Below are 17,971 nucleotides of genomic sequence, written 5' to 3' on the forward strand. Positions count from 1 at the left end.
GGGTTTAGTCCTGACCAACATTGCTACATTCTTACTGCAAAAGATGCTGCTAATTCCCGTTCTGGTTCCATACCAACTGTAGGCGGCATGGAACGATTTGCTACTTGCTCAATTAGTTGTAAATGTTGCGGCAGCATTTTAGTTAAACTGTAGCGTTCTAGGGCAGTTTGACGGGCTTTGATGCGAATTTCTGCCATGCGGGTAGGATGGTCTAAAACTTCATCAATGCGATCGGCTACTTGTTTCGGTGAGAAGTAATCGACTAGCAAACCGTTTTCTCCGTCGCGGATAACTTCTCTGACTGGCCCTGTGTCGGAACCGATTACTAAACATCCGGTTGATAGAGATTCAATCATAGACCAAGACAACACAAAAGGTCTGGTCAAATAAACGTGTACGTCGGATGCTTGAATTACTTTTAAATACAGTCCGTAAGGTAGCGGCCCGACAAAGTGAACTCGCGACAAATCTAGGGGTACTTTTTTGAGCATATAGTCTTTGTAAGACTCGCCGTTGGGTAAAGAACGCCCATAACAAACTCTTTCGGAACCAACGATTACGACGTGACAGTTGGGGCGGCGTTCTTGAACATAGGCGATCGACTCAATGAATTCGGGAAAACCCCGGTAAGGTTCCATTCCCCGCGATACGTAGGTGACAATTTCATCAACGCCAGACAAGTCTAAGTTAGGCAAAACCAGTTTAGCACCGGGGTCAGGTTTGAAGTAATCGGTATCTACACCGTCGTGGAGTGTGGATAATTTTTGTTGTAATTCTGGCGGAAATTGCGATCGCTGCCAATAAGTTGGTGATAAACCCCAATCGCAAGAATATAAATCGATCAGAATCGGCGCATTTTTGATTCTAATTCTGGCCATATCGTCAACTGTTAAAGGTTCCGCTGGGTCGAAATCTGCGTCGGAACCAATAGCATGATAAAACCACTCGAAATAGCACAAAAGCGGCGTATTTGGAAAAGCTTCTTTGACAAACAATGTCGGCCCCCAACCGGAATGTCCGCAGATAATATCGGGTACGAAACCGTCTGCTTTGAGTTGTTCTGCCATTCTAAATACGGCTTGTCCGTATATGACGGCACTTTCTAAAGGGCGAACGTATTGGTGAGTCTGCGCGTGGGGTTCCCGGCTGGGGGTAAATGCTGCTTTGCGAACGCCGGGAATGTTCCACTCTGGGCGCTCGTTTTTAGTGCCGAAAACAATTTGATTTTTCGGATCTGCGCCTAAAGCCGTGATAATGTGGCGGTATTGGGCGGGGAAGTTGGGATGGAGAAATAATGCTTTCATTGTCAGTTGTCTGTTGACTGTTGACGGTTGACTGTTGTTAGTTGGAAGAAAATATTGTGAGGCGGCTAAAAAGCTTTGATTTTATTCATTGGGGGTTGGCGCTTTGCATATCCAGACACAATCTCGCGGTACTGAAGATGTATTTTTCAGAATGATTTCATAGTTTAAATGATGGAGAAATTTTTCCATAATTGTATCAGTCATAACTGAAAATGCAGTGCCGTCTCTGCGTCCGAGCAGGTTTTTGTCCCACTCGCTGGCGAATTTTTGCCACCCTAATTCGCTGAGAATATTCCCATGGTGAAAGACGCAAATTCGAGCGCCCCGCAGCAGTTTGGGAATTCGAGTCAGGTAGTTAAATATATCTACCGGCTCTACGTGTACCATTGTATCGTAACAAAAGCAGACATCGGCTGAATCTGGAGCGATGCCGTCTAATGTTAAACCGTCGAGTTTGACGTAAGAAACGCGATCGGTTCCCAAGCGCGATCGGGCCGCTTGCAGCATTTGACTGGAAATGTCGGCACAAATTAGTTGATCGCAATATTTCAGCAGCAGCGAACCAGTTTTTCCCCCGCCGATACCGATTTCTAAAACCGTATGTTCTTTTTTGATGTACGGTGCAATAAATTGCTGTTCTATCAGCGCTTCGTATTCTGCTAGGGAGTTAGCGGCACCGGCACCTTTCCCCACCCATTCATCGCCCAAATAAGCGAGTTCAGGATTATTGTCTTTCCATTCTTGGGCGTAGCTGTCCCAAGCCCCTTCGTAGTCTATTTTAGGCGGTATTATTTCCATTGTTTTTGGTTTTTTCTGTCTCAGAATACATAAACAAAAATCGCTTGATAGTCCTCCGGACACAGCCATTAAGATTTGTTCAATCTCAAGCAATAACTTGATGATCGTTTCACTCTTGGGTTCTCCGTCTGAAAGTTGATAGTGATCTAACAAAGGGTAAAGTTCGTGAAGCAACCCCCCACCGGCTGAATTCAAGACTTCCACATCAAAGTAGAATTCTAAAAACGGAAGTATCAGCTTTGACCGAACTGCTTCTGAAGGGTCTTTCGCCAATACTCTCTCAATACTTGGACTAGCAAATATTTCAGTTGTTCCCGATCGTAGCGTGTAGTGAAAACATTTGTAAATGCTATTAATCAAATTTACTTGATTTTGATTGTATATATTGTAGCAATCTCCTATATATTCATTTACAATAAAATATCCCTCGGGTTTTAAACATTTCCGAATAATTGATAAACATCGTTCTAGTTCTCTGACGTGATGCAGCGAACCAGAGCAAAAAACTAGATCGTATTTTTTATTATCATCAATCGTAAACAAATTAAAGTCATCTTGATAAAAATTAATCTCTACTCCCGCTGCTGCGGCATCTTTTCTAGCAATTTCTAAAGAACTTTCAGAAAAGTCAAAGGCATCAATTTGAGTAACTAATCCTAATTTAGCCATCGCAATCTCGTGATTCCCCACACCGCAACCAATAGACAAAAGACGATCGAACCGTCGATTTTTGAAATAATTTTTGACTAACCACTGTAGCCAATAATCATTAGTCTGACCACCTGACAACCGATGGTTTATAGCTTTTTCAATAATTGGATTAGACAACCAGTAGCCTTGCTTCGCAATTGCGGCAGTTGGATTATTCTCCCAATAATTCTTAGCTGTTAATATATCAAAGGATTTATCTTCCATAGACTCGAAATTTGAATCCATACTTTTTAACGCCTTAATCTTGAACGGTTACTTTTTAGTTAAATAAGCTTCGCGAAAAATTTGACCGTAAGCTTGAGTCATTTCTTCAAAAGTATTCAATGACTTTAACACATATTTAGCGTTTTCAGCTAACTGCTGCCGTAATGATTTATCCTCCAATAAACTAATCAAAGCTGCAACTAATTCGTCCGGGCGATCGGGCGTATAAAACAAACCATTAATTCCCGGCCGCACTTGTTCTTTAATCCCAAAAACCGGCGATGTAACAATTGGCAAATCGCAGGTCATCGCCTCCAAAATCACTCTTGGGAAACTTTCGACGCGAGAAGTGCAAACAAAAATATCAGCCGCTTTGTAGTATTTTCCCGTCTCCCCAGTTTCTGGGACGACAGTCACCCTTTGCCGCAACTCTTTCGGCAATTTCTGCACCAAATCGGCTAATTTATTGCTGTAAATACTCGGACGATCGCCCACAATAAAACATCTAATTTTATTGTGCCATTTGTCAGGTAAAAGAGAAAGTGCCTTAACTAAATCCTGCTGTCCTTTGCGTTCGCATACCGTTCCCAGCAGCAAAATTACCACATCTTCCGCTGCAACACCTAAAGTTTTTCTAGCTAATTCAGAGTGATCCGAATTTTCCAGTTTACTCAAATCTAAACCGTTGTGAATCACCGTAAAATTGTGGTGGCTGTTGAGAGGCAAATACCTGTCCCGCGTTGCATCTGCCACAAAAATAACTTTGTAAGGAAAGCGAAAACACTCTAAAGCTCTCGCCGCAATCTCCGAACCAAACCTGTTAAAATAAGTTTGCCAAGGTTCGCTTTCGTGCACGTTCCACACTGTAGGAGTTCCGATTTGCCGCGCCGCATCAACTACAAAAAAGTTTTCTAAAGTATTGGCATAAATTGCATCTACTTTTAAACTTCTAATTTCTTTGCTAAAACTGCGGATGGCTTCATCATAAGCATCGCGCTGATAGATGTGTTCGAGAGGATTGTCACGAACAATTACTTCAATTCCCTGCTGTTCGTAAGCTTGACGTAGGGGCCCGTCTGTTACGCAAAGTACGATCGGCTTAATCACACCCTCAGCCGCTAATTTCACTGCAATTTCGTACTGATGTAGCGGCGCGCCAGTAAAATCCAGCGAATTGCTGCACATCAAAACCCTAACACGATGAATCAGATTCCCCGCTTCTGCTACCAACAAACCAAAATCATTAAATTTTAGTTTTTCCTTCTCGGTTACATCCGTTACATCCGTTACATCCGTTACAAAATCCGTTGCCGAACCTTCTTCCTTCATAAAAACCCGGCGAGGTTGAATATGGAAATACTCATCTTCTAAAGACAAGTGAGGACTGTAAAAACTGTCATTTTTACCCGCATACTTGCGCCTAAAAGCTGCCACTTCTTGAGGATTGTCGGTAAAACCCCTAGAAGTTCCCTCTTTGTGCAACAATTCCGCATCGGGACAATATACGCACCGATAACCCCGTTCTAACAGTCGGTATCCGTAATCTGCATCATTGTAAGCAACAGCAAAATTCTCCTCATCAAAACCGCCCAATTCTAAGAACAATTGACGTGGAGTAATCATGCAAGCCGCTGTTACCGCAGAGTAATTTCGCGTTACCATCGCTTGAGAAAGATAGCCTCGATTTTCGCTGTCCATCAGCTTAAAAGCGTGACCCGCCAAACCGTGATGCAGCCCGTGAATTACGCCCGCGTGCTGAATTCTGCCGTCTGGATATAACAGCCGCGCGCCGACTGCACCCACAGCGGGAATTTGAGCGTATCCCACCATTTGACTCAGCCAGCGCGGGTTAATTACTTCTGTATCGTTGTTCAAAAACAACACATATTCGCTGTCAACTTGTTCGGCAGCACGGTTGTTAATGGCTGCAAAACTAAACTTGCCCCCAGGATTTTTTATAGGCAAAACTTTGCACTTTAATTCCTTTAAGTATTCCAAAGTTTTAGGGTCGTCGCTTTCGTTGTCGATAACGGCAACTTGATAATTTTTGTATGTTGTAGTTTCTAGAGAATCCAGACAGGCTTTCAGCAACTTTAGCTGATTTTTAGTAGGAATAATTATCGTTACTGATGGGCCGTTATCCGGGAAATCCTGGGCAAATATGCCCAGATTTTCTTTGATCGCCCATGCGTGCTGAGCGACGTTGCCGTTAATTTGGCGGCGATTGAGTGCATCTTGAATGGCTTTTTGACCGGCGGAAAAACTGGCGGGTTTCGCGGCCCCAGATATGGCCGTAGAACCGGGTGCGGTTCGCCAGTGATACAGCACTAACGGCAGGTGGGCAACGTGGCGAGAAATTTCGGTGGCTCTCAAGGCAAAATCGTAATCTTGGGAGCCTTCAAAACCTATCCGTAAACCGCCTATTTGTTCAAAAATGTGTCTTCTCACGGCACATAAATGACCGAGATACATATAGGAAAGCAGCAGTTCCGGCGACCATTCCGGTTTGAATTGCGGGGCGAATCGGCGACCTTTAGTGTCAATTTTGTCGTCGTCGGAATAGAGAAAATCGGTGGCTGGATGGGTGGCAAAATATAGGGCGACTTCGCCTAATGCGTCGGGAGTGAGTTCGTCGTCGTTGTCTAAAAACAGGATGATGTCGCCTGTTGCGAGGGCGGCGGCACTGTTGGTGGCTGCGCTGATGTTGCCGTTTTCTGTGCGAAATGTGATGCGGATACGATCGTCCTTTTGAACCCAGCCTTTCAAATTTTCAGCAACAGTGAAATCGGTGCTGCAATCATCGGCAATGCAGAGTTCCCAGTTTGGATAAACTTGATTGATTACGCTGTCGATCGCACTTTCGAGAAAATCTATCTGCGGGTTGTAAACTGGCATTACTACCGAAATTTTTGGCAGGGGTTCCCGGCACGATTTTAACCGAGAAATCAAGTAATCGCGCGCGCGATCGTTCCACTGATTCACCTCCAGCCAAGCGTCATACCTATCAATGGGTTGAGGCACCACAAAACCCCCAGGCGGCAGCAAATCTCCCGGCGCAGTAAACTGTTTTTGCTGCCGATAAATCTTCCCCAACTGGCGGATCACTTTCACAATTTCCCAAGGCATCGGCACAATCCTGCCCAGACGCTGTTTTCTTTCCCTCGCCCGCTGCTGGATTGCGGCTGTAAACCTTGATAACTCCTCAAATTTATCAGCACTTCGTTGCCAAATATGGTAGCGTCGCACAGTCAATTTTTTAGGCGCTTGAAAAAACAAAATTTCCCCGCTTTCTAACTCAGCTTGCAGAGAAACGTGCCATTCCCCTGGCGGCAAATCGACAAGGGCCTCAAAACCACTTTCCGAACTGTTAACCCAGTCGGGAAACACTTCGCCGACATCTTTTCGCCGTAAACCGTAGGCGCATTCTACAGAAGTATCGCCGCACAACAAGCTTAATTTAGCAATTTTGCGATCGTGGTGGCAGCACCAACCTGCAAACAAAATTTGGCCCTGACGCTGTTCCCACACCACCGGTACATCTAACGATGCTTGAATCGTTGAAACTAACAACGGATAAGCTGCCAACAAATGCCATTTACCTCGATCATCTTGCGCTTCCAGTAGCACTTCGTGCCGTCCGGCAGGCGCTTCCAATTGAATTGTAAAACCTGATTTCTTCGCAGCCGGAATATTAGAGTGTGCTAGCGCTATATCACTTCTATCTATGCCGTAAACGCCTGCAAAACTCTGGTCTTTAATTCTGCCGCGGACTGCTGCAATCTCTCTTTTTTGGTTAAAAACCCACCCCACAATTAGCAGGTTAGAATCACAAACTTGCCAAGTTGTGGGTTGATCTAACGAAAAAATAAATTTAGGGAACAAGTCGCGGATTTTGCGCTGAACTTCCCCTAACTTTTCTCTCACTTGCCACCCTATAGAAGACTTGATTAGAGCGAGTTCTGCCCGAAAATTTTCATTTTCCTGGCGGGAGTGTTCTAATTTTTCCTGAGTATCCTTTAATCTTTCCTGATTTTGACTTTGTGCTGTTTCTAACTGAAGTAATTCAGCTAACTTTTGCTGCAATAGAAATTCAGTCTCTTCAAATTGTACCTGAGTTTGCCCTAATTCTGATTCTAATTCTAATACTTTCGCTAAAGCTGTTTGAAATTGCGATTCTTTGCCTGCAAGCTGTACCTGAGTTTGTCCTAATTCTGTTTCTAATCCGAGGAGTTTCGCTAACGCTTCTTGAAATTGCGATTCTTTGCCTGCAAGCTGTACCTGAGTTTGCCCTAATTCTGCTTCTAATTTTAAGACTTTTGTTAAAGCTTCTTGAAATTGCGATTCTTTGCCTGCAAGCTGTACCTGAGTTTGTCCTAATTCTGTTTCTAATCCGAGGAGTTTTGCTAAAGCTTCTTGAAAATTTGATTCTTTGCCTGCAAGCTGTACTTGAGTTGCTCCTAATTCTGTCTCTAATCCCAACACTTTCGCCTGTGCCTGGTGAAATTGTTCTTGCCACTGTTTGAGTTCGGAAGAACTCGTTTTTTGCTGTTTTTCCAGCAAGCGGATTTTTAGCCAATCTTCAAATGGCCAGACTGGAGATGCTGGGAAATGAATAACTTGATCGATCGCATCTTTCGATTCGCTGCTCAGATTGCCAGCTTGGGTTTCCAAAAGTTCATATAGTTCTAATGCTTCTGGAAAATATTTTTCTATTAAACTCGGTCTGTGACTTTTGACAATATCGTTGACTAATAAAGATTCTTCAAAATTGTCGCCCGGTATCGCACCTAAGTTAACATTAAATTTTTCGTTGACTCGATCGAGGAAAAGTTCAGGAGTGTTGCCGATGGGGTAAACGTTGGCGAGGAGACAGCGATGGGGGAAACGTTCGTAAAGTTCTAAAACTTTTTGATTGTAGTGAATCCACATTTTTACTGCCTTTTCGGGATTTTGCAGCAAGCTGACATCGGTTCCCCGGCGGTAAAGGGAATCGACTACTTCCCAGGGCGATCGATAAACACAGATAAAATTAGCTTCGGGGAGTAAAGTCAGCCAAAAATCCCAAAAAAGGGCTGTTCGCGGGTCTTTCCAACCCCAATGTTTGTGAGTTTGTTGATTTTGGTCGATCGCCCTTTTGGCGATTTCTACGTATTCTGCGGCTACCGGAATCGTTTTTTCAAACGTACATCCGAGTTCATCAATACCGTGCGATCGCAAAACACTTTTGTGAAACTCCACAAAATCAACATTCTCGAAATGACCTTTCACATTTCCGTCGGCCGGGCCCACTAACTTTTTGCCAATATCAACCCCGACTTTCTGAAACAAAGAAGCTGTTAAAGACGTACCGGAACGGTGCATTCCGGTAACAATAAAAACCGACGGTTTGCTGTCATTTGTACTCACAATTTCTCTCCCTTGCCCTAATTCCCACACCCAAATTACTTGCTATCCCTACTCTCCCGCTAAGCCCAGGGACCGCCTGACTTGAAACCACGCGCTTCGGATCTTCCAGAACTTGCTGCTTTCCATTGCCAAAACCCGACACTTCGCTTGCTCTAGTTCTTGCTGGAGATTAATTAGCTGATTTTCTGTTTTCTCCAACTGTGTTTGCACAGATAATAACTGATTTTGAGTTTGCTCCAACTGCGTTTGAGCTAAAACTAATTCAGTTTGAGTTTCTTCCAACTTCGTTTGAGTAATCATTAACTTACTTTGGCTTTGCTCCCATTCTATCTTAGCCGAAGCTAACTGAGTTTCGAGTAATTTGAGTTTTGTCTGAGTAGACCCCAACAAAGACTGCGATTGCCTTTGGTTAACCAGCGATTTAACAGTGCAAGTTTCCAGAATCCATTCCAACCCGTATTTATTGATAGCTTTAACTATTAACACATCCTCCAGCGCCACGGTGTTTTTTGGTAAATAACACCTCCAACCCGACTGCAAAGCCCCATCAGTTTGAAAATATCCAGCAACATCCGGGCGATCGTAAAAAGGTTCGCACCTCTGTACAACCTCGCCGTTTACCAGCATTTGCAGCTCCTCAACTCGACCGTCGAGATTCACATCAGCTACCCATCCTTCTAGATACAAATTTTCCTTATTCGTAAAAGCAGCAACATCAATATATCCTTCCGGGTGATGAGTGAATTTCAACTCCGAAAAATCTCTAACTAGCTCATTTGTGACAACATACAAATCCTGAAATCTGCAGATCCCTTTTTTGATGCGGTGAACAAAAGCTTTGCCTCCGCTAACTCGCTCGACACATTCTCTCACAAACTTTTCAGTTACATAAGTTGTGCCGTATTCCTCCTTATCTAAAGACTGGCTTTCGCTGTTGGCGCTGAACAAAATACCTTGGGCAGGCATTTCTACATGAGGGGCCCGCAAACACTCATCGTGAACGCTAAACATCAAAATGCCGTTAGCAGTCAACAAATTGTACAAGTTTTGCAGCCAACTCGTAAAAGTTCTTTCCGGCATATGGCTGAAAAAAGAATTAGCCAGAATGCAGTCAAACTTTCGGTCAATTAAATAATTTTCTGGTTTTCCCGTTGAGACAATACCGCTGACGCCCAAGTATTCAGTTTGAAACTTGACAGCGTTAGCATAAATATCAGAAACCCAAATTCGTTCCGGCGGCATTTCCTGAATCAAAAACCGCGTAAATCTACCGTAACCGCAGGCAAAATCTAGAAAAGACGGTACATTTTCAAAACTGCCAAAATGCCATTCCACAACTTGTTTAACCGTATCCAAGATGCGACGCCCGATCGAATAATAGCGCACCAAAGCCCGATCGCGATCGTCTTTGACGTTGTTCAAACTGAACAAATACATTTCATCGTCTTGGCAGATATTCAGTTTAAATTTTTCAGGTAACTTAGTTTGATCTTGAATAAATGCTTTGATTACGGGATTTTCAACTAAATCTAAATTGATATCGTTCATTGTTTTTACAGAATTTTAGATAACCTCTGTTGACTGCTCTTTCACTAGAGTATCAGCATTAACAACAGTTAAACACGGTTCTATCAGCAAGTCAACGATGCCGTTACCGCAGGACTCAGTACAAGACTGAACTCTAAACATCGCCACATCAACGCACCGATCCAGATAAGTTAAATCTCCATCTACCGTTCCCACAACCCCAGCATTCAGAAAATAAACACCGGGATTCAGCAAACATTTAAAATGAAACTTCACTACAATTGTCGTTCCCGCTTCTACATACCTAACTGACTGAGTAGAAGCCTTCAAAGAAGCACCCGCCAACTCAAAACCGCTAATTGTTTTAATCAACATTCCAAACCTAACTTTGGAAGTTGACCGCGAGAAAGTGACAGAGTAAGTGTAAATATAATCTTGACGACCGAGCAAGTGATTTACCACATTTCCCTTCAGCGTCTCGATGTGGGGGTTGATAATTTCCGCTCCGCGAGACGGATACCTTACCGTATTCGACGGTATCATCCCCGGATCGTAAAATTCATCGTAATATTCCTGGGGTTTGGAGAGATGTTGCTCCGGTTTAACTTCCCTCTTTGTGCTTTCTAAATTAGCATCCTGAAGGTGGTCTTGACTTTCCTGTTTTGTTAGTTGGTTCAGAGCTCGAATATCTGACTTCAACCCCTGAACCTGATCCGGATCGGCGTAAATCAGCTTTTGATACTTAGAAATTACCACCTTCGGCGTGTGAGCGAGCAGCAATTCACCGCTATCCATTAAAATCGCCGACGTACAAAGTTGCACCACAGAAGTAGCAGCGTGAGAAACAAATAAAATTGTTCCGCCACCTTCCTGAATGCTTTGCAAGCGGGCAAAACACTTGCGTTGAAAAGCTTCGTCGCCCACCGAAAGCGCCTCGTCAACCACCAAAATATCGGGCTCGACGCTAGTCGCAACGGCAAAAGCTAGCCTGACAAACATACCGCTAGAATAAGTTTTGACTGGCTGTTCAATGAAATCGCCAATATCAGCAAAAGCAGCTATATCGTCAAATTTTTCTTCAGTTTCTTTTTGATTGAATCCCAGTAACTGAGCGTTAAAAAACACATTTTGTCGCCCGGTAAATTCCGGGTTAAACCCGCTTCCGAGTTCCAACAAAGCGGAGACTCGCCCTTTAACATCGACGCTTCCTGTGGTAGGAGTCAGCGTCCCTACAATTATTTGCAGGAGAGTGCTTTTCCCCGAACCGTTGCGACCGACGATTCCCAGAGTTTGTCCTTGAGGAATTTCCAGATTGATGTCGTGTAGGGCCCAAAATTCGTCAGCCAGTTTTTTGCTGGGGTAAATAATTTCCTTTAAACGGTCTCCTGGACGATCGTACCGCTTAAAGCATTTGGAAACATTTTTTAGTGAAATTACATTTTCTGTCATTGGCGGCAGTCAATCGATTTTAGATTTTAGATTTTAGATTTTAGATTGACTTCAAATCTCAAACATATTTACAGCACAATCGATTTTAGATTTTAGATTTTAGATTTTAGATTGACTGTAAATCTCCAACAAATTTACAGCACGTCAGCAAAAGCGGGACGCAAACGCCTATAAACCGCCAAACCTCCACAAAATATAGCACCAGAAATTAGCGTGGCGACACCCCATTCGCCCCAATGCTTAACTTCTCCAAGCAGTATGAGGTCTCGATAAACCTCCGAGATGGCGGCCATTGGATTCAGCCAAAATATCCACGCTCGCCACTCTTGGGGGATGATTGATGCTGGGTAGACGATCGGCGTCAAATAAAACCAAAAATTCAGAATAACACCTAATGTCTGAGGAATGTCTCGCAAAAATACAGTCAAGCCCGCTGTCAAATATCCCAAACCAGCAGTTATCAGCAACTGAGGCACCCACACCAGCGGCAGCAAGCATAAAGTAGCGTTGAGCTTTTGCGACGACACTACTACTATCACAATCAAAGCTGCCAAACCCAGAGAACTTTCAATAAAAGCTGTAAAAATCGGCACTAGCGGCAGCAAACCGAGAGGAAATACCACTTTTTTCACTAAATTCGGCTGTCCCACCACCGATACTCCCGACTTGATCAAACCGCTGGTGAAGGCAGTCCAAGGCAGTAAACCTGCAAACAACCAGACTCCAAATGTAATGTCGCTGTTTTCTGGGAAGCCTGCAAGGCTGAGCTTTACCTTGAGGACGATCGAAAATACGTATGTGTAAATCACCAATTGCGATAGCTGATTCAGCAGTGGCCACAAATTGCCCAGAATCGAGCCTTTGTATTGAGATTCCAAGTCCCGGCGCACCAATGTTGCCAGCAGATTCAGCTTCGTCCACCGCCGGGGCGTACTTGCCGACCGCCGCCGGCCCAACCTTCGGGCCTTTTGGGCAACTCCTTTCACAGTTCTCTGCAATTTTTTCGCCCTCGTTCACTAGCTTCACACCTAAATCAACTCAAGCTACAATTGTGCAGCTTTTGCTAAACCGCAATTATTCCACAGCCCCGTCGCTTTGATCAAGCATCTGCCACCCTGGCTTTGGCTTCGTTACTTCTTTCTACTTTCCCCTTCCTTCGGAGGTTATTTTAGCCGATCGCCGATCGAACTGCCGAACCGATCGCTAGTTTTTGCTCGTCGTCGTAGCCCCACCGCTGGAAAAATTTTTCATACTCACCATTGGCACTGTGCAAACTTTCTAGCATTTGCGACGCTATAGTTTGACAGGCTGGCATTTGCAGGATTTGAATTAAATTGCGCGATCGCTCCTGCACTCTAGCAGAATCGGCCGCCATTTCCTCCTTTTGCTGGCGCGAATGATGTACAGCCATTGCCGCCGACATCGCCAAATTTTTCACCAGCAGTTCTGCTACGATCTCAGGAGCCGATCGCAGCGCCTCGACTACTCCGGGTGACGGGTGATCTGCCTCCTGTCGATCGTCCGTTAGATAGGTGACAAAAAAACCCCTAGCACCGTTCTGTGTTTTCACCAGAGATGTAACAGCTTGCTGGATGTCGGCTTGTAAAAGTCGATTAGCCTCAATGAACGACAGTAAAGATTGAGTCAGCTCGATCGCCCCCTCAAAAGTTATGCTTTCCGATGCTAATAAAGAAGATGGAATACTCATAACGAACTCAATAATTTTAAAGATTCTGCTAACAATTGTAAACACTTCCCGCTGCCCGATCGCAAATAAATATGGCTATTATCTCCTCCAAACAACACCCCCCCGACCCAAATCTACCCGAAGACATAGCCCCAGCCCGTCGCAAAAAAGTCGCCAAACCCCAGGCGGAATCTTTGCTAGAATCGCAAGAACTACCCGACGAAATCAACAGCAAACAAGACGACAAAATCCGACCCCAGCGTTTAGCTGAATACATCGGACAAAAAGACTTGAGAGAAGTTTTGGCGATCGCAATTGCAGCAGCCAAATCTCGCGGCGAACCTATGGATCACCTGTTACTCTACGGGCCTCCAGGGTTGGGAAAAACCACAATGTCGCTAATTCTAGCAGCAGAAATGGAAGTTGAATGCAAAATCACCACCGCCCCAGCTTTAGAAAAACCGCGAGATATTGTCGGATTGCTGATCAACCTCAAAGCAGGCGACGTGCTGTTTATAGACGAAATTCACCGCTTATCTAAAGTTACAGAAGAAATCCTCTATCCGGCGATGGAAGACTGTCGGTTAGATATTACGATCGGTCAAGGCAAAAGCGCCAAAATCCGCAGCATTCCCCTCAAACCCTTTACCTTAGTAGGCGCAACCACAAAAGTCGGATCGCTGACATCTCCCTTGCGCGATCGCTTCGGCTTGATCCAAAGATTGCGCTACTACGAAATAGACGAACTCAGTCTAATTGTCCAAAGAAGTGCCCAAGTTCTCGACACTCAAATCACCCCAGAAGGAGCCACAGAAATTGCGCGCCGAGCTCGCGGAACCCCCCGGATAGCTAACCGCTTGCTGCGGCGAGTTAGAGACTACAGCGAAGTCAAAAATTTAAAGCCAATTAATGCCGAAATTGCATCAGTTGCCCTCGAATTGTTCAACGTCGATCCGCTAGGTTTGGATTGGACTGATCGATGTCTTTTGACAGCAATGATCGAAAACTTTAACGGCGGCCCGGTTGGCTTAGAAACTCTTGCAGCTTCCACAGGAGAAGACACTCAAACAATTGAGGATGTATACGAACCGTACTTAATGCAAATTGGATTTTTGCAGCGCACAAGTCGGGGCCGAATTGCCACAGCCGCTGCTTGGAAACACTTAGGCTTTATTGGCTCAAAGGAGTAGAAATTGCTGAATTACGCAGCCATTCCGTTTGTAGTTGTGCTTTAGGACTTGATCTCAACTACAAACTTTGGGCCACAAAGAGCGCAACTACGAACATCCAGGCGCTCAAGCTCAAGTGCCAACGAGGAATATAAATTAAATCTCCCGCTCTTTGATAAGATTGGCCTCAGATTCTAAAGAATAGGAAACAAACTGCACATTCCGCAGCATTTTTTCTCGCTCCCCTGCAATCTTAATCGCAGTTTCCCAAGTAAAAGTAAAAGAGTGAAAAGATTCAGAATCAATCCGATCTTCATCCAAATCCACAATCACTTGATTAAAAATATCAAATAACTCTGCCTGCAACCGATCGATTTCTTCCAAAGCTTTCGCTTGGCGAATTTGTTGGATCAAACTTAAAATATCCAAATTAAATTTATCAGCTCGATTTTTTTGTTTCTGCAAAAAGCGCGATCGCAACTGCCAAAGCCAAGAAGCCAAAAGAGTGCCGATGGACAAAAACAAACCGATAGCATCAGAATTAGCAACAACAAAATCCGGCTTTTCGCGCTCGTAATAAGCCTGAGCCCCCTCATGAACGGGCAAAGACAAACTCCCGCTGCCTCCCGGCTGACTAATCATAGCTCCCAGGGAATTAGCAGCTACCAAGTTGCGGCGGTGCTCGAACAAAATTCGCGTAATTTCCTTGACGATTATCGGATCTAGATCCTCCCCAGCCAGCAGATTAGCCTGCACTCCAACGCTGGGTAAATCCGCATCGGGAACCGCAGGATCTGCCTTGTAAGTACCCTTGGGAATCATATCAGCTTCCAGATAAGGTACTTTAATTCTCATCGCAGCTCCTTGGTCAATCGGCACCAACTTGCCCCGGGTATTTTGCAACAAATCCCTAACAACATCGCTCCCCGGAGGTAGCACCCTAAAAATAGCATCAACCTCGCCACTAGCAAACAATTTAGTAGCATCATCCCAAGAGCCAGCAGTAAATTTAAAATCGCTTTCTTTCAAACCGTAATGTTTGCTGACCAACCAAAAAGAAGTGTAAGAACCGCTGCCTTCAGCCATCAGCGCAATATTTTTTCCCTGCAAATCAGCCACATTTTGAATGCCAGATTTTTCCGAAACAATTAAGTGAAAAACCTCCTTAAACAAAGCAGCCACTACCCTCGCCGAAGGCCCCCCCTCTGTATTGTTCTGCACGATCGCTAACTGCACCTCATTTGCCTCAAGCCGGCGCATATTTTCCTCAGCACCTTGACTCTCAATAACTCGAATTCGCAGACGCGGATTTTGTTGCGTAACTACCTCAGCAATTGCCTGCCCGAAAGGATAATAATTCCCGCTTTTCGTTCCAGTCGCAAGGGTTAATTCATGGACTCGCTGCTTGTCTTGGTGCAGATTCCACCCAAAAGCTCCAATCAAGACAACACTTAATAGAGCAATGGGAAACAGAAATTTATTTTGCATTAAGGTTGAGACTCCATCAATAATGGCAAAATCAAAAGTATTCTAGTTAAAAATGAAAATGGGACTCGGGAAATTCGACGCGCCCGATAGTGGAGGAGCCAATGCCCGATGCCCTGTTTGGCCGATGCCCGATGCCCGATGCCCAATTCCCAATTCCCAATTCCCAATTCCCAATTCCCAATTCCCAATTCCCAATCCCCCATCTTCCATGTTAATATCCCTCAGAATAGAAAACTTTGCCTTAATTGACTGCCTGGATCTAGAATTTGGCCCGAGTTTGAACGTATTTACAGGGGAAACCGGGGCCGGCAAATCGATTATCCTAGATGCGATCGATGCAGTGTTGGGCGGAAAAGTCGATCGCCGATCGATTCGCACCGGAGCAGCGCGGGCAATATTGGAAGCTACCTTTGAATTGGACAAAGCCGCAGCTTTGTGGCTGGGCGAGCAAGAAATCGAACCCATAGACGGAAATTTAGCCGTTTGCAGCCGGGAAATTAACGCATCAAGCGGTGCTCTACGCACCAGATCGCGCTTGAACGGAATTCTCGTCAACCGCCAATTAATGGATCAACTGCGCGATCGGCTGGTCGAAATTACCGCCCAAGGCCAAACCGTCCACCTCGGACAAGAAACCCTCCAGCGAGAATGGCTCGATTTATACGGCGGCAAAAAGCTCACTGAAGCGCGATCGATCATCGCCTCCGCGTGGCTGGGAGCCAACAACGCCAAAACAGCCCTCAAACGCAGGCGTCAGTCGGAACAGCAGCGACTGCAAAGACTTGATTTGTTAGAATACCAAGTCCGAGAACTCGGCGAAGCCCATATCGAAGACGCCGACGAACTCGAACAGCTAGAACAAGAATCAATCCGGCTCGGCCACGTCGTCGAATTGCAGCAGCAGAGTTACCAAGTCCACCAAGCCCTGTACCAAAACGACGGCGACAGCGCATCAGCCGCCGACTTGTTGAGCAAAGCCGAAGTAATTTTAAGCGACATGGCGGTTTACGATGTGCAGTTGCAACCAATCCTAGAAATGGTCAGCGATGCTTTAGCTCAAGCCACAGAAGCCAGCCGGCAAATTAGCAGCTACGGCGAACAATTAGAAGCAGATCCCGAAAGACTCGAAGAAGTAGAAGATCGGATTCGGGAACTCAAACAAATTTGTCGCAAATACGGGCCGCTCAAAGAAGCGATCGCCTACTACCAAAGCATTCAAAACGAACTAAATGAACTTTTAGAAGGAGGCGAGTCAATGGAAGCCTTAGAACTCGCGTATCAGACCGCTTTAGAGCAATTAAAAGACGCTTGCAGCCACCTAACTACCCTGCGCCGCGAAGCAGCCCTCAAACTAGAAACGCACCTCGTAGGAGAACTTAAGCCGTTAGCAATGGAAAAAGTGCAGTTTCAAGTCGAAATCTCGCCTTGTACCCCAACCGCCACCGGTGCCGACCAAATCGCCTTTTGTTTCAGCCCCAATCCGGGCGAACCCCTGCAACCTCTGGGCGCGATCGCCTCCGGGGGAGAAATGAGCCGCTTTCTACTCGCCATCAAAGCCTGTTTTTCCCAAATAGAAAGCGCTGGTACGCTGATTTTTGACGAAATCGACGCCGGAGTCTCCGGGAGAGTCGCTGGCGCGATCGCCAAAAAACTCTACCAACTCTCCGACAAACACCAAGTTCTCTGCGTCACCCACCAGCCGCTGATCGCCGCGATGGCTGATTTTCATTTTCGCGTCAACAAACAGACGATCGAAGCAGAACCAAGTATCGACGAACCCGCAGCCAACTCCGAACCAATGGAACGTACAGTAGTCAGAGTTGCCGCTCTCAACAGTGAGCAGCGGCGGGAAGAACTCGCCCAACTCGCCAGCGGCCGCTCGGCAACAGAAGCCATCGCCTTCGCCGAATCCCTGCTTGTCGAAGCCGCCGGATTGCGCCAAACTCAGTCGTCGGCCCAACCCTGATCGGACCCTCAAGCCGATCGGGGGGGTCAAAAGGCGGAGTTTTTTCCGAGTCGGAGGTTACACTAAAAATATCAACCGCAAATTTTACAAAAAAAAGCTGAAAACCCTGTGAATTTAGTGGGATAAAAGCTAAGAGCAGCCAAATAGAGAGAAATTCTAGTTAAAAACCACAATTGTGTAGAGAAGGGCACACATCACTAGCAACTGGTAGTGTCACAATTGCGGCTAGTCCCACAATGCCACCCCTCTTTCACCAGTCCTC

At 45.4% G+C, this 17,971-nt stretch carries 10 protein-coding genes; 2 read left to right on the forward strand and 8 right to left on the reverse strand.

Annotated elements, in window-relative coordinates:
• Positions 1-23: 23 nt before the first annotated feature.
• The 7 genes from QUB25_RS17120 to QUB25_RS17150 form a co-directional block, all read right to left on the reverse strand.
• Positions 24-1,304, reverse strand: a complete 1,281-nt coding sequence (locus QUB25_RS17120; protein ID WP_333184472.1) for a glycosyltransferase family 4 protein — start codon at positions 1,302-1,304, stop codon at positions 24-26.
• Between the two features lie 81 nt (positions 1,305-1,385).
• Positions 1,386-3,038, reverse strand: a complete 1,653-nt coding sequence (locus QUB25_RS17125) for a class I SAM-dependent methyltransferase (RefSeq protein ID WP_333184474.1) — start codon at positions 3,036-3,038, stop codon at positions 1,386-1,388.
• A 27-nt stretch (positions 3,039-3,065) separates the two neighbouring features.
• Positions 3,066-8,423, reverse strand: a complete 5,358-nt coding sequence (locus QUB25_RS17130) for a glycosyltransferase (RefSeq protein ID WP_333184478.1) — start codon at positions 8,421-8,423, stop codon at positions 3,066-3,068.
• A gap of 48 nt (positions 8,424-8,471) precedes the next feature.
• Positions 8,472-9,971 (reverse strand): methyltransferase, encoded by a 1,500-nt coding sequence (locus QUB25_RS17135; RefSeq protein ID WP_333184481.1) that lies wholly within the window; start codon positions 9,969-9,971, stop codon positions 8,472-8,474.
• 15 nt (positions 9,972-9,986) lie between these two features.
• Positions 9,987-11,399 carry an ABC transporter ATP-binding protein gene (locus tag QUB25_RS17140; RefSeq protein WP_333184484.1) on the reverse strand — a complete coding sequence of 471 codons (1,413 nt, stop codon included), beginning with the start codon at positions 11,397-11,399 and terminating at the stop codon, positions 9,987-9,989.
• Positions 11,400-11,533: 134 nt separating this feature from the next.
• Positions 11,534-12,385, reverse strand: coding sequence for an ABC transporter permease (locus QUB25_RS17145; protein WP_333184486.1), 852 nt, complete (start codon positions 12,383-12,385; stop codon positions 11,534-11,536).
• A gap of 182 nt (positions 12,386-12,567) precedes the next feature.
• Entirely contained in the window at positions 12,568-13,107 is a 540-nt protein-coding gene (locus QUB25_RS17150) for a hypothetical protein (protein WP_333184488.1), read from the reverse strand.
• Positions 13,108-13,178: 71 nt separating this feature from the next.
• On the opposite strand from QUB25_RS17150, the gene ruvB reads away from it, so the two are divergent.
• Positions 13,179-14,276, forward strand: coding sequence for a Holliday junction branch migration DNA helicase RuvB (ruvB, locus tag QUB25_RS17155; RefSeq protein WP_333184492.1), 1,098 nt, complete (start codon positions 13,179-13,181; stop codon positions 14,274-14,276).
• A gap of 135 nt (positions 14,277-14,411) precedes the next feature.
• On the opposite strand, the gene QUB25_RS17160 is transcribed toward ruvB, so the two are convergent.
• Positions 14,412-15,743, reverse strand: a complete 1,332-nt coding sequence (locus QUB25_RS17160) for a TAXI family TRAP transporter solute-binding subunit (RefSeq protein ID WP_333184494.1) — start codon at positions 15,741-15,743, stop codon at positions 14,412-14,414.
• Between the two features lie 208 nt (positions 15,744-15,951).
• Between QUB25_RS17160 and recN the strand changes: the two genes are divergently transcribed.
• Positions 15,952-17,709: a DNA repair protein RecN gene (gene recN / locus QUB25_RS17165; RefSeq protein WP_333059600.1), complete on the forward strand. Its 1,758-nt coding sequence runs from the start codon at positions 15,952-15,954 to the stop codon at positions 17,707-17,709.
• Positions 17,710-17,971: the final 262 nt, after the last annotated feature.

The organism is Microcoleus sp. B3-D7, assembly GCF_036705305.1.
Classification (GTDB): Bacteria; Cyanobacteriota; Cyanobacteriia; order Cyanobacteriales; family Microcoleaceae; genus Microcoleus.